Source organism: Synechococcus sp. R70.1, assembly GCF_047461675.1.
Classification (GTDB): Bacteria; Cyanobacteriota; Cyanobacteriia; order Thermostichales; family Thermostichaceae; genus Thermostichus.
The window spans coordinates 1-13,481 of record NZ_JANSHR010000030.1; the positions used below are offsets into that span (position 1 = coordinate 1).

12 protein-coding genes and 1 pseudogene are annotated in these 13,481 nt (G+C 60.8%); 5 read left to right on the forward strand and 8 right to left on the reverse strand.

Annotation, left to right across the window (positions count from 1 at the left end; all coding sequences use genetic code 11):
* The first annotated feature begins 108 nt into the window (after positions 1-108).
* Entirely contained in the window at positions 109-594 is a 486-nt protein-coding gene (locus tag NW807_RS05050; protein WP_414425463.1) for a DUF3531 family protein, read from the forward strand.
* A gap of 3 nt (positions 595-597) precedes the next feature.
* Here the strand turns inward: NW807_RS05050 and NW807_RS05055 are convergent, their stop codons facing one another.
* Entirely contained in the window at positions 598-2,265 is a 1,668-nt protein-coding gene (locus NW807_RS05055; protein WP_414425445.1) for a sulfatase, read from the reverse strand.
* Between the two features lie 76 nt (positions 2,266-2,341).
* The gene (lptC, locus tag NW807_RS05060; RefSeq protein WP_414425446.1) at positions 2,342-3,283 is read right to left on the reverse strand and encodes an LPS export ABC transporter periplasmic protein LptC; all 942 of its coding nucleotides are present in this window, start codon (positions 3,281-3,283) and stop codon (positions 2,342-2,344) included.
* Between the two features lie 138 nt (positions 3,284-3,421).
* Here lptC and NW807_RS05065 point away from each other — a divergent pair, with 138 nt between their 5' ends.
* From NW807_RS05065 to NW807_RS05075, 3 genes are read left to right on the forward strand one after another with little or no spacing between them, the layout of a single operon-like run.
* Positions 3,422-4,267, forward strand: a complete 846-nt coding sequence (locus NW807_RS05065) for a branched-chain amino acid ABC transporter permease (protein ID WP_414405126.1) — start codon at positions 3,422-3,424, stop codon at positions 4,265-4,267.
* Positions 4,267-5,244 carry a branched-chain amino acid ABC transporter permease gene (locus tag NW807_RS05070; RefSeq protein ID WP_414425447.1) on the forward strand — a complete coding sequence of 326 codons (978 nt, stop codon included), beginning with the start codon at positions 4,267-4,269 and terminating at the stop codon, positions 5,242-5,244. Before NW807_RS05065 ends, NW807_RS05070 begins: the two co-directional genes overlap by 1 nt.
* Positions 5,245-5,279: 35 nt before the next feature.
* Entirely contained in the window at positions 5,280-7,451 is a 2,172-nt protein-coding gene (locus NW807_RS05075; RefSeq protein WP_414425448.1) for an RNA degradosome polyphosphate kinase, read from the forward strand.
* A 33-nt stretch (positions 7,452-7,484) separates the two neighbouring features.
* Here the strand turns inward: NW807_RS05075 and NW807_RS05080 are convergent, their stop codons facing one another.
* The 6 genes and pseudogenes from NW807_RS05080 to NW807_RS05105 form a co-directional block, all read right to left on the reverse strand.
* Entirely contained in the window at positions 7,485-8,066 is a 582-nt protein-coding gene (locus tag NW807_RS05080; RefSeq protein ID WP_414425449.1) for a DoxX family protein, read from the reverse strand.
* A gap of 391 nt (positions 8,067-8,457) precedes the next feature.
* Positions 8,458-9,621 (reverse strand): annotated as a pseudogene (gene ribB / locus NW807_RS05085) (3,4-dihydroxy-2-butanone-4-phosphate synthase); the annotation flags it as partial.
* 68 nt (positions 9,622-9,689) lie between these two features.
* A complete protein-coding gene (gene moeB, locus NW807_RS05090) occupies positions 9,690-10,850 on the reverse strand; it encodes a molybdopterin-synthase adenylyltransferase MoeB (protein ID WP_414405129.1) in 1,161 nt (386 codons plus the stop codon).
* A gap of 2 nt (positions 10,851-10,852) precedes the next feature.
* Complete coding sequence (locus NW807_RS05095) at positions 10,853-11,134, reverse strand: MoaD/ThiS family protein (RefSeq protein ID WP_414395455.1); 282 nt, start codon at positions 11,132-11,134, stop codon at positions 10,853-10,855.
* Positions 11,135-11,245: 111 nt separating this feature from the next.
* Positions 11,246-11,719 carry a M67 family metallopeptidase gene (locus tag NW807_RS05100; RefSeq protein WP_414405130.1) on the reverse strand — a complete coding sequence of 158 codons (474 nt, stop codon included), beginning with the start codon at positions 11,717-11,719 and terminating at the stop codon, positions 11,246-11,248.
* Positions 11,720-11,857: 138 nt separating this feature from the next.
* Positions 11,858-12,145, reverse strand: coding sequence for a DUF6464 family protein (locus NW807_RS05105; RefSeq protein ID WP_414395459.1), 288 nt, complete (start codon positions 12,143-12,145; stop codon positions 11,858-11,860).
* A 219-nt stretch (positions 12,146-12,364) separates the two neighbouring features.
* Between NW807_RS05105 and hslO the strand changes: the two genes are divergently transcribed.
* Positions 12,365-13,324 carry an Hsp33 family molecular chaperone HslO gene (hslO, locus tag NW807_RS05110; protein WP_414425464.1) on the forward strand — a complete coding sequence of 320 codons (960 nt, stop codon included), beginning with the start codon at positions 12,365-12,367 and terminating at the stop codon, positions 13,322-13,324.
* Positions 13,325-13,481: the final 157 nt, after the last annotated feature.

Below are 13,481 nucleotides of genomic sequence, written 5' to 3' on the forward strand. Positions count from 1 at the left end.
CGGGAAGCCCCGCCCTCTACTCGCCAGGGTGTTCGCGCTAGCGGCGCGGAGCGCTTGGAGCGGGAGTATGTCACGATAGAAAGTTGGCTTCTGGCAGAGAAACCGTCCATGCAAGTGGAGTTTCGGGAGTGCGATCCAGGCAACCTCTGGATTTGGTTTGAGTTTGCCGAGCCGCCCGTGCCGGCAGAGCTGGAGTACCTCAGGGAAGTGCTGGAATCGTGGTATGTGCTGGGCAAGCTGGGAGGATTTAACGCCGAGCGCTTGGTGGTTCAGGAGGCTGAGGCGGATCTCAGCTACCTGGAGTACCCCAGTGACTTGCCTCCCGTCACCTCGCTCATGCACAACATGGGATCCCTCGAGGAGAAGGGCAACTGGGCCCGCTGCTGGTTTGACCTGGGCACTGCCGACGCAATGGCGCTGGACGTGTTGATCAATGCCCTGCGCACCCTTAGCTTAGAGTACATTGGCCTTACCCGCGTCATCATCGGCGGGCAAAACGAGGATTGGCCAGCGCCGGACCTCGAGGAGACTGACGCCTACGATCTCCACAGCTACCTCCAGGATCACTGGGGGGAAGAAGGAGATCTGGAGTAGCTTCTACTCTAGGTAGCCCAGCTCCTGCATCCGCCGCAGCAAGTCTGCATCGCTTTCCACATCCACCTTGCGAGGAGCCAAGCTGGGGCGGCGCGATTCAGCCCACTCCAGCCACCGCCTTAGCCCTTGTTGCAGGCGAATTAGCCAAGCTTGGGGAGAAAGAGATCCCAACGCCGGATCCCCAGGCTCGGCCAAGAGCAGATCCCGCTGCTCCGCCGGATCCTGCTCTAGGTTGTAGAGGCTAGGGCTCTCCCCAGTTTGGATGAGTTTGATCCCTCCTTCGTAGAGGGCGCGGCGGGTGGCGTAGCAGGCGCGGGCCTGCAAGAGGCTGTCGTTGCGGCTTTCCATGGCCCGCAAGAGAATCTGCGGCGGGAAGGCCTCGCTAAGCACTACGCCTTGCTCAGGATCCTCCCCAGCCAGGGTACGGCTTAGGCTAAGGCGGGCAACTTCGCGGCGGAGCCGGAGGCTAACCCGAGGGGTGCCGTCGGCTAGAGATAGAGAAAGGCTGGGGCCAAAGCCGGCAGCCTCCAGGAGAGTGTGGAAGAGGCGGCGGGTGGAAACGGGGGTGGCCACCCGCTTTCCTGCAGGAAAGTGGCCGGGGTAGTGCAGGATCAGGGGCACGCGGATGAGCTCTTCGTAAACCACAAAGGCGTGGCCGACGAAATCGTGCTCTCCTAAGCCTTCGCCGTGATCGGCGACGATGGCCAGCAGAGTGTTTTGCTCCAGGCCAGTGTGGCGCAAGGTGGCAAAGACAGATCCCAGCAGGTGATCCTGGTAGGCTACTTCTGCATCGTAGATGTCCCGCAGCACCCGCGCCTGCAGGGGAGAAAGCGGCTGCGGTAGGGGTGCCATCCAGCGGTAGGGCTCAGCGTTGTACTGGCGCAGGAAATCCCGGGCCTCTCGGCTGCTCTTAAAGTAGGGGGCGTATTTCTGCACAAAAGGCTCTGGCGGCCAGTAGGGCAGGTGCGTCTCCATTAGGTTGACAAAGCAAAAAAAAGGAGGCGCCCCCGCAGGGCGGCGGGCCATTTGCTGGAGGTAGCGATTGAGGTCGGCAATGGAGGCAGCGGTGTTGCCCTTAAAGTTCATCAAGCAGGTCCAGAGGGAGGCAAACCAGGGGTGCAGGGCCAACTGAAAAAGGGTGTCGGAGCGAGCAAAGGCATTTTGCACGGGGTAGGAGAGGCGGCGCCAAAACTGGGTGTAGGCGGCCAGCCAGCGGTTGAGGGGAGGCGGCAGAGGGTTGCCCTCAGGGGGGCGGGTGGGCAGAGCCCCGCCGTAGTTGTAGAAGGTGTCAAAGCCGCGCCGCAGGCCATTTTTCAAGATCCCGACTAGGGGGTTGTTGCAGAAGCCGACGGTGGTGTAGCCAACCAGCTTCAGCAGCTCCGCCAGGGTGGGTAGGGTAGGACTCAGCTCTAGGTCTGCCTGAATGGTCTGGTGGGTGCTGGGGTACTCCCCTGTAAACAGGGAGGCGTGGGAGGGGATCGTCCACTGGGCAGGGGCAATGGCCCGTTCGAAGAGAGTGGATTCTGCAGCCAGCCGATCCAGGTTGGGGCTGGTGGGGACTTGGCGGGCCCGCTCTTCCTCTGACCAGTAGCAAGAGAGACGATCCGCCCGCTGGGTATCGAGCACAATCAACAGGATATTGGGGCGCTCCCCCTTCAGGATCTCTGCCATTTCTGGAAACCTCACCACAACCCACCCCAGAGGGTTCTTAAACTATCTTGACACGCTCCCGCCGGCCTTTTGGCCCTTAGGGCAGGGTGAGATGGGTTTGGCTGTTGCCTTGGATCCGGATGGTGTTGCTCTGCCAGTCGAGGAGGCCCCTGTCGCCACTCACAGTCAAAGCCTGACTAGGCTGGCGGTAGCGCACCTGGCCCAGAGCCTGCAGTTGGGTGGAGCCGATGCGCCACCGGATCTCCTGGGCCTCGAGGGACGCTGTCCCGCTGACGCGGGCGGTTTCGGCTTTCGCATTGCCCACCAGGCGCAGCTCAGTTAGAGGCAGGGGAGCCCGCAACTCCTCGCCACTAAGGCGCACGCTTTGCTGGGGGGCATACACCTCTACTGCTCCCAGCGCCTGCACTTCCCCCGCGCCAAACTGCCATAGGAAGCGCCTAGCAGCTAGCTCCAGCTCTGGAGCCCGATATTCTGCCCGTATCGGTTGCGTGGGATCCAGGTTCTCCACCTGCATCTGACCTTGGCCAAAGTCCATCAGCAGGCGATCCCCCTGCAGGAAGCCCTGATCCTCCAACAGCTCCACTTTTACCTCGCCTTCAGCCTTGAGCAAGCGCTGGGCCGGCAGCCACTCCAGCCGCTGGGCCTGTAGGCGCAGGTTATCCCGCTCGGACTCTACCTCGACTTGCCCCCTCAATTCCAGCCGCCGTTGGCTGGGGTAAGCGGATCCCTGCTTGGCCCGGACGCGAACGGCGCGGTCGTCTTCGTCAAAAAACTCTCCCTCGATGGCCTCCAAATGGGCGGATCCCAACTGCACGGGGGTAGCCTCTGACGGCGGCGGCTCGTACTTGGCTAGGCGTGCCTTCAAGCGCCAGAGCAGACCACCGTCGGGCTTGGCCTGGGTAAGGGTGATGTCTTCGTAGAGTAACTGGGGGGTGGGAAGGGAGGCTGCAGGCGTGGGATCCCTGCTTGCCGTCAGCTCTGGCCCACTACAGGCAGGGCCCAGCAGAGCGAAAGCCACAAGCCACCCTAGCCTCCAAAGAGAATGAGGCTGCATGGATCTCTCTTGGGCGCCCTCCCCATACCCTAGCGCTATCCTACTGGGATCCGCCTGTGGCATCATCAGGCAAGAGATTGCGGCACAGCTGTGGAGCAACTGTTGCAACTGTTCATTTACGGCCTTGTGTTGGGCAGCATCTACGCCCTGGGGGCCATTGGCGTGTCCCTGACCTTTGGCATTTTGCGCTTTGCCAACTTCGCCCACGGGGATCTGATGACCTTAGGGGCCTATTTTGCCCTGACCTTTGTCGGCTGGGGCTGGCCCTTGGGGGTCAGTTGGATCCCGGCAGCCTTGGCAACGGCAGTGTGTGCGGTGGGGATCGACCAATGGGTCTATCGTCGCCTGCGCCGGGAGGCCCCCGTTATTTTGCTCATTTCCTCCTTTGGCACGGCCCTGATTTTGCGCAGCCTGGTGCAGATTCTCTGGGGTCCCGACAACCAGGTGTACCGCCAGGGCATCCAGATCCCCTGGGAGGTGGGTGGGCTGCGCATTAAGCCAGACTGGGTGGTGATTTTGGCGGGAACGGCGCTGCTGGTGGTGGCGCTGCACCTGTTCTTGCAGCACACGCGGGTGGGGAAAGCCATGCGGGCCATGGCCGACAACTTTGACTTGGCCAAGGTGACCGGCATCGATACGGAGCAGATCATTCTCTGGACCTGGACCCTCGGGGCGGCTTTGGCCTGTCTGGCGGGCATCTTCCTCGGCCTAGATACCCGGCTGCACCCTACGATGGGCTGGCGGCTGTTGCTGCCCGTTTTCGCTGCCGCCATCCTCGGCGGCATTGGTCGTCCTTACGGAGCCATTGCTGGGGGGTTGGTGATTGGCCTAGCGGAGGAGTTCTCGACCTTGGTGATTAGCCCAGCCTACAAGACGGGGGTGGCCTTTGCTATCCTGGTCCTCCTGCTGATCTTCCGGCCTACTGGGCTAGTGGGGGGGCGAGCCTGATGCTGAGCTATGCCATTTTCTTCTTGATTTTGGTCGGGATCTACAGCGTACTGGCGCTGGGCCTCAACATCCAGTGGGGCTACGCCGGTATGTTCAACATTGGCGTGGGGGCCTTTTTTGCCCTGGGGGCCTACGCCAGCGCTATTGTTACGACGCCGCCAAGCCCTGAACATCTGGGGGGCTTTGCGCTGCCCTTTTGGGTGGGCTTTGCGGTGGCAGCGGTAGTGGCGGGAGCCATTGCTTTTTTGATTGGCTTGATTACCCTAAACCTGCGCTCTGACTACCTGGCCATCGCCACCATTGGCATTGCCGAGATCATCAGCCAAATCCTGAAAAACGAGGGCTGGCTAACCAACGGCGTACGCGGTATCACTCGCATCCCGCGGCCCTTTCGCGGTTGGATCCCAGGGCAGGATACGCTGCTGTACCTGGGCTTGGTGCTCTTGGTTTTGGCAGGCGTTTACTGGCTAAGCGAGCGGGCCTATCGCTCCCCTTGGGGACGGGTGCTGCGGGCCATTCGGGAGGACGAGCCGGCAGCCCTAGCTGCGGGCAAAGATGTCCTCCAGTTTCGTCTCCAGGCATTTGTCCTGGGATCCACGCTCATGGGGTTGGCAGGGGCCCTCTATGCCCATTTTGTCAACTTCATCAGCCCGGAAGCCTTTCAGCCCGAGTTTGCCACCTTCATTGTCTGGGTGATGTTGATTGCCGGGGGCAGTGGCAACAACCGTGGCGCTTTGCTGGGGGCGCTGGCCATTTGGGGGGTGTGGTCGGCCAGTGAACTGTTCACCTATCGTCTGCCGCCCCAGTGGGCTACGCGGGCTGGTCCTTTGCGCATTCTGCTCATCGGGCTCCTCCTGCAGGTTATTCTCCTCACCCGTCCACAGGGTCTGCTGCCGGAACGTCCGCCCCAGCCGGTTGGGGATGCCTCTTCTTTGTCCAGGGCGAGCAGAACCCCTGAGGGAGAGTCAGCAGGATAGGATGGGGTCGGCTGCCCCCTCGCCAATCCCGCCTTATGACGATGTTGCCTCCAGGAAACCCTCCTTCCTCTGAGCTTGGCCCAGGCAGTTGCCCTGCAGAAGTTGGGGTTGACCCGGGTGGGATCCCGACTGCCCCCATCAAAGAGGGCTATGCCCTGCCCGAGCATTACTTTAACCGCGAGCTCAGTTGGATTGAGTTCAACGCCCGGGTGTTGCACGAGGCCCTGGACGAGCGCACTCCCTTGCTGGAGCGGCTGAAGTTTCTGGCTATTTTCGAGAGCAACCTGGACGAATTCTTTATGGTGCGGGTAGCAGTGATCCGCCGCCAGTTGGAAACAGGCGTGCTGCTGCCAACCCCCGATGGCCTCACCCCCCAGCAGCAATTGCGCCAGATTTCCCAGCACCTACGGCCCCTGATTCAAAAGTTGCACGAGTGCTTTCGGCAAGAGCTGGTGCCTAAGCTGGCAGAGCAAGGCATTCACATCCGCAACTTTAGCGACCTGACGGAGGCAGAGCGGCAGGAGCTGCGGGAGTATTTCGATCGCCGCCTGTTTCCCCTGCTCACCCCCCTGGCGGTGGATCCGGGCCATCCTTTCCCCTATATTTCCAACCTCAGCCTTAACCTGGCGGTGGTGGTGCGGGATCCAGAAACGGGCAAGGAGCATTTTGCCCGCGTCAAAGTGCCCAACACCCTGCCCCGCTTTGTGCCCCTGCGGGATGGGGTGAGCTTTGTGCCGCTGGAGCAGGTGATTGCCCACCACCTGGAGGCGCTGTTTGTGGGCATGGAGGTGCTGGAGTACCATCCCTTCCGCATCACCCGCGACGCTGATCTGGCCATCCAGGAGGACGAAGCCGACGATCTGCTTGCCGCCATTCAGGAAGAGCTGCGCAAGCGCCGCTTCGGCTCGGTGGTGCGCATGGAGGTTGCCAAGTCGATGCCCCCTGCCATCCGCCAGCGGCTGTGTGAGGAACTCCACCTGGATGCCGACTTGGTGTACGAAGTGGATGGCCTTCTGAACCTGGGCGGGCTCATGGCGTTCCTCAACCTAGACCGGCCCGACTTGAAGGATCCGCCTTGGGGGCCCGTCACACCGCCCCGCCTGCGCACTGCTTCGGTGAGCCAGGAGCCGGTGGATATTTTTGCCGTCATTCGGGAAGGGGATCTGCTGGTGCACCACCCCTACGAGTCTTTTGCCGCCAGCGTAGAGCGATTTTTGGAGGAAGCGGCCAACGATCCCCAGGTGCTCACCATTAAGCAAACCCTCTACCGCACCTCCGGGGACTCCTCAGTGGTGGGATCCCTCATCCAAGCTGCTGAAAATGGCAAGCAGGTGGCCGCTTTGGTGGAGCTGAAGGCTCGATTTGACGAAGAAAACAACATCCTCTGGGCCAAGAAGCTGGAAAAAGCCGGGGTTCACGTGGCCTATGGCCTGCCGGGGCTGAAGATCCACTGCAAACTGGCTTTGGTGGTGCGAGAAGAGGAGGGATCCCTGCGCCGCTACGTCCACATCGGCACCGGCAACTACAACCCCAAAACTGCCCGTATCTACACCGACCTAGGCCTGTTTACCTGCAACGAGACGCTCTGCCACGATGTTACCGAGTTGTTTAACGTGCTCACTGGCTACTCGCGGCAGCGGCACTTCCGCAAGCTCCTGGTAGCTCCCCGCACGCTGCGCCAGGGGATGGAAGCTCTCATTCGCCGCGAGATGCGCCACGCTCAGGCAGGGGGTCAGGGGCGGATCATCGTCAAGATCAACTCCCTCACCGACCCGGAAATGATCCGGCTGCTCTACGAGGCTAGCCAGGCAGGGGTGGAGATTGACCTCATTGTGCGCGGCATGTGCTGCCTAAGGCCAGGGATCCCAGGCTTGAGCGAGCGCATCCGCGTCATCAGCATCATTGGGCGCTTTTTGGAGCACTCCCGCATTTTTTACTTCTACAACAACGGCCAGGAGGAGTACTTCATTGGCAGCGCCGACTACATGACCCGCAACCTGGATCGCCGCGTTGAGGTGGTTGCCCCCGTGGAGGATCCGGTGTTGAAGCAGGAGCTGAAGGTTATTCTGGACATCTGCCTGACAGACAACCGGCAGGCTTGGGAGCTGCGTCCTGACGGCACCTACGTGCAGCGACGGCCTAAGCCGGGAGAGCCTGTGCGCTCCACCCATCAACGCCTGATGGAGCGGGCTGCCGGTCGCGCTTAGCCCTCACCCGCAGACCTGAGGGAAGGGACCAGCTCAGGAGGGAGGCGGCGGAGGGGCTTCGGCCGCTTCTTTCTCCGCTGCCCTAACCTGCTCTGTAGCCGCTTGCAAAGAAGACTGCAAGCTCTCCAGCTTTTCTCGGCTAGCGCGGTTTAGCCACGATTCGATGGCGTTCACCAAAAGCTGATCCACAGAGAACCAGCCGCCCCCATTCACCGCAAAGGCCAAGAAGATCGCTGCGTAAATGGCCGACAGCTCCAGATAGGGAACGCTAAAGCCGGCCACCTTAATGTGATGGAACATGGCCACTGCCATCGTGGCGAACAAACCCAACGCTGCCCCGCGGGTCAACAAACCCAGCGCCACCATGGGGGCTGCAATCAGCTCGGTATAGGCGGCTACATAAGCAAAAAAGATCGGGAAGGGCAACCCGATCACTTCTACATAAGCCGTCGCAAATCCTTCGATATCTGCCAGTTTGTCAAGGCCGTTGTGAATCATGAATAGCCCTGCCACCACCCGCAAAACGGTCCACGCCACTTGAGACCAGCGCGGGCCAACGCTGTCGTGACGCAGGACAGAAGTCAGCAGCCCGAGAAACCGCTGAAGGAGGGCCATAGGGGAAACCTGCTCTGCTAAGGAACGTAAACTACTGTAACGATTCTGAATGGTCTGCAGCAAGACGAAGCCGGAGCGTCGCCACTCCCGCTAGGAGAGGAGATCCCCTAAGGTTTGCCGGAGCAGTTCCCAAGGGGTACTGGCGCGGCTTTCCTGGCCAGCGATCCCTGTCTTCGTTCGCTTCTTGCGACTGCAGTCCGAAGTCCCCGTTCTGGCCCAGCACCTGCTGCCGCAAGGAGCTCTTCTAGCGCTTCCGGCGTCGAGAGCAGATCCTGCGCCGTCTTTGGGCTAGGGCCCTCGACCCTCCACTGCCCTACCGTCCTAGACCGGAGTGGAGCTGCGGTTCAAACTTTCCGGTAAGAGAGCAGGAGGGCTCCATCTGCAAACTGAGATCCGACTCTTCCACCAGCAGGGGCACGCGCTCGGCCACTTCCAGGCCAAATCCCCTCAAGCCGCTGATGTGGCGGGAGGTGTTGCTGATAAGACGCATCTTTCGCACCCCCACATCCCGCAAAATCTGGGCGCCAATGCCGTAATCGCGCAGGTCCATTGCCCCTGCTGGCACCGTCTCGGCAAGACCTAGATCCTGCCGGGCATAGGACTGAATTTGCTCGATGAGGCTAAGCTCTGGGCGCCGCAGGTACACCAGCACCCCCTTGCCCTGGTGGTCGATCATCTTCAGGGCAGCAGTCAGTTGGCGACGACAGTCGCAGCGCAGGGATCCCAATGCATCCCCCAGGGGGCACTCCGCTTGCACACGCACCAGGACAGGCTCGGCGGCAAATTGGGTCGGATCCCCTTTCACGAGTGCTAAGTGTTCTACCTGGTTGAGGGTGTCGCGGTAGCTGTAGACCTGAAACTGGCCAAACTCCGTCGGCAGGGTGGCGGTAGCCCCACGATGGACCAACCGCTCCGTGCGCAGCCGGTACTCGATGAGGTGGGCAATGGTGATGATCTTAAGATTGTGCTTGCGAGCAAACTCAACCAACTGGGGCAAGCGAGCCATGGAGCCATCCGGGTTTTGGATCTCGCAGAGCACGCCTGCCGGGTAAAGCCCTGCCAATAAGGCCAAATCCACCGCTGCTTCGGTGTGCCCGGCCCGCTTGAGTACCCCACCTTCTCTTGCCCGCAAGGGAAAGACATGCCCCGGTCGGCGCAGGTCTTCCGGCCGCGTATGGGGATGGATGGCCGCCTGGATGGTACGAGCGCGATCGGCAGCGGAAATGCCCGTGGAAACCCCTAACTCTGGCCCGGCATCGATGCTGACCGTAAAGGCAGTCTGGTTGCTGTCAGTGTTCTGCCCCACCATCAGCGGGATCTTCAGCTCGTCGAGGCGGGATCCCTGCATGGCTAGACAGATAAGACCCCGCCCATGGGTGGCCATGAAGTTGATCACCTCTGGCGTGGCAAACTGGGCAGCACAGATGAGATCCCCTTCGTTTTCCCGATTCTCGTCATCGACCACGATGACCATGCGGCCACCCCTAAGGTCTTCCAGGGCTTCGGGGATGGAGTGGAAGAGGGTTTCCGTCTCCGCTGGCAAAATGGCGCTCATGGGGGTAATAAAGAGCCCTCCAGTCTATCCTAGGGCGGACCACCAGGGAGGGCCAGAGCTATGGACTACTAGTATTTGGGAATGGAGGGATCGTAGGCTTCAGCCCAGGCGAGGATACCACCGCGCAGGTTTTTCCCCTCGATCCCGGCTGCCTTCAGGATCTTCAAGGCTTTGGCCGAGCGCACCCCACTTTTGCAGTGGACGACTAGCTCTGAGCCGTTGAGAAGCCGCCGCACCTGCTCCACTCCGTCCCCGTTTTCAATCTGGGGCAACGGGATCAAGTGGGCACCCGGAATCCGGCCCAGCTCCCACTCGTTGGGATTGCGCACATCGACAAGCACAAACTCCTTGCCGGCATCCATCCATGCTTTCAGCTCGTCTACCGTGATCTCGGGGATTTCTGCCTGTTCTCCAGCCCGCGCTTGCGGGATGCCGCAGAACTGCTCGTAGTCGATGAGCCGAGTAATGGGCGGGGTGTCAGGATTCTTGCGCAGCTTTAGCTCGCGGAAGCTCATCTTCAGGGCATCGTAAAGGAGCAGCCGCCCACTTAGCGTCGTGCCGATGCCCAGCAGGATTTTCACGGTCTCAGTTGCCTGGATGAGGCCGATGATGCCAGGGAGAATCCCCAACACCCCCCCCTCGGCACAGGAGGGCACCAAGCCTGGCGGGGGTGGCTCGGGGTAGAGGTCGCGGTAGTTGGGACCGCCCTCGTAGTTGAAAACCGTTGCCTGCCCCTCGAAACGGAAGATGGAGCCGTAGACGTTGGGCTTGCCCGTTAAAACACAGGCATCGTTGACCAGGTAGCGGGTGGGGAAATTGTCAGTGCCATCGACAATCACGTCGTAGTTGGCAAACAGCTCTAGGGCATTGTCAGCCTTCAGGGCGGTGTTGTAGACATCCACCTGGCAGTAGGGGTTGATCTCCAGGATGCGGTTTTTGGCCGATTCCACCTTGGGCTTGCCCACCCAGGAGGTGCCGTGGATGACCTGCCGCTGCAGGTTGGACACGTCAACCACATCAAAGTCAACAATGCCAATCCGCCCCACGCCGGCTGCGGCCAAGTAAAGCAGCAGGGGCGAGCCAAGGCCGCCTGTGCCAATGCACAACACCTTGCCCGCCTTTAGCCGCTTCTGCCCTTCCAGGCCCACCTCCGGCAGGATCAAATGGCGGGAAAATCGCTCCATCTCCTCGCGGGAGAGCGTGACTTGGCTGGTGTCTAGGTTCAACATGGTCACCACCCTCCGGCAATGGCAGGGACGATGCTAATGACAGCCTCTTCGCCTACAGGGGTGTCATCGCCCTGGGCCAAGTTGCGCACGTCCTCGTCATTGAGGTAGACGTTGACGAAGTTGCGCAGCTTGCCATCCTCCGTGTAGAGGTGCCGCTTGAGCTCACTGTAGCGGGTAACTAGGTTGCGCATCACCTCGCCAACGCTGCTACCTTCGATTTCGACCGCTTCCAGGTTGTCGGTGTAAGGCCGCAAGGGGGCAGGGATCAAGATCTTGGTTGCCATAGGGGTTCGGGAAAAGAGTCTAGCGATCTTGAGGGAACACTTGAGGCTCTGGGATCCTCTGGCCAACTCTCCAGTCCAGACTACCGCTTTGCTCCCCAGCCAAAGAGAGGCTTAGAGCAAGGCAGGGGATGCCTCCGCCCAAACCTGGATGGGCTCCCGCTGCGGTTGTTCCTGCTCGTCCAAAACCCAGCTGGCCACCTCTTCTGCCTTGCCCTCGCGCACGCTGACGATCACGCAGGAAAAGCCCCAGGGGAAGGCATGCTGCCGGTCGAACTCGGAGGGGAGGGCAGGGTGGTTGGGATGGGAATGGTAGGTGCCTAGGATCCCTAGGCCCTTGCCACGAGCATAGTCGCTGGCTCGCTTGAAGTCAGCTGGCTCGATCAAGAAACGACGGCGGCTGGACTCCCCATCCGCCAAGGGGTTTTCAGCCTGATCCCAGCTGTTGGCCACCGGCCAAAGCTCGTGGACGAGCTTGTCAGATCCGTTGAGCTCGCCAATTAAAATGCCGCAGCCCTCGTAGGGGAAGGCCTGTTCGCCGTGTTGGCGGATGGCGTGGAGGTGCTCTGCCGAAAGGTAGAGGGCCATGAATCCCGCCTTTGCCGATGGAATTATCGTCCTTTATTCTGGCACAAATGGGCCTGGGCGTATCCTCCCCCCTCTGCTTGCGCCAGCGGTGTAGAGCACGGAAAACGCCGCTTGTCGCGCCCTGGGGTTATCCTGCAGCTACTCCGAGCCGCTGTGGCGGGAGGCCGGCGCTGGAGGGATAAGAGGCAGGTAGTGGGGGCAGCCCTGACAGGGCCCCTGGGGATTGACCGCGCAGCGCAACCATGCCGAGCGAGCGCTAAAGGCACAGGAGGGATCCCCTAGCGGTTGGCCAAACTCTCCAGCACGCTGGCGGCGCAGCAATACCACTTGTCGGCGCCAGTCCCGCAAAAATCGGCTGTAGGCGTGTTCTTGCCAGCGGCGCTTGGCTGCATGTTGTAAGAGTTGGGCGGTGAGGTGATCCACCATAAAAGGCCAAAAGGCGAGGAGTTGTGTTGGATTGGCCTGGATCCTCAGGATGGCACACCTTAGTAAGGGGAGGGAAAAATTGCAAACTCTCTTTGCCCTGGGGATAAGCTGCCTATGATGGTATGGGGCAAGCTAGCTTTGATTTTAGGAAGTTGCAGCAAGCCCAAGCCGCTAGGAGATCCCGGCAAGCTGGCTTCTGAGAGGAGTATCGAGGTTGTGATGAAAGGCGCCTGCGGCTCAGAGCAATGGCAAAACCCAAAAGCCATCTCTGAAAGTCTTCCCCCCTCTCCTCCGGATTACCTAATCCGAGGTACGGCGGCAGAAGACAACATTCGCGTGGTGAGCGTTGTTTCCACTCAGGCAGTCCAGGAAGCGCGGGAGCGGCACCAGCTCTCCTATGTAGCAACAGTGGCGCTGGGGCGAGCCATGAGTGCAGCTCTACTGCTGGCGGCTGACCTGAAGGAACCCCAAGCGCGGATTGGCCTGCAAATTAGGGGCAATGGCCCCCTTGGTGGCATTCACGTCGATGCCGGCGTGGACGGTACAGTGCGCGGCTACGTGAGCAACCCGGCTATTGAACTTCCCCTCACCCCTGAGGGCAAGTTGGATGTGGGCCAGGCGGTTGGGCGCTACGGCTATTTGCACGTCGTGCGGGACTTAGGCTACGGCCAGCCCTACACCAGCACTGTAGAGCTGGTTTCAGGAGAAGTGGGAGATGACGTCAGCTACTACCTCACTTCCTCTGAGCAGATCCCCTCAGCGGTTCTGCTGGGGGTGAACCTCGATTCCCAGCGAGTCCGTGCCGCTGGTGGAGTGCTGGTGCAGCTCCTGCCAGGCGCGCCGGCCAACTTGATCTCGGAGATAGAGTCTCGGCTAAGCCAGGTGGAGGAATTCACCCCCCAACTGGCCCGCGGCAAAGCTTTGCAGGAGCTGCTAGAAATTTGGCTAGGCGACTTGGATCTCAAGCTAGCGCCAGAGGTGCTTCCCGTGCGCTTCCATTGCCCTTGCAGTTCCGAGCGGGTGAAGGGGGCGCTGCGCATGCTAGAGCGGGATGAGCTCCTGGAGATGATCCAAACCGATGGGGGGGCGGAGGTGGTTTGCCAATTCTGCAACAAGGTCTACCGCCTTTCCGAAGACGAGCTGCGCTCGATTGTGGCTGAGATGTCGGCAAGCCAGTAAGGGTTGAGTTTGTCGACAAATCTTGGTGGACAAGCTTTCATCCTTGTCCTAGATTACTTACCAGGCCGATGGCAAGAGCCAATCTCGTGGGCGGGTCAAAGGCTCAATTAGGTGGGAGGCCAAAAGCGGCAACAGTGGCTTAAAGTCCCCCCTGGCC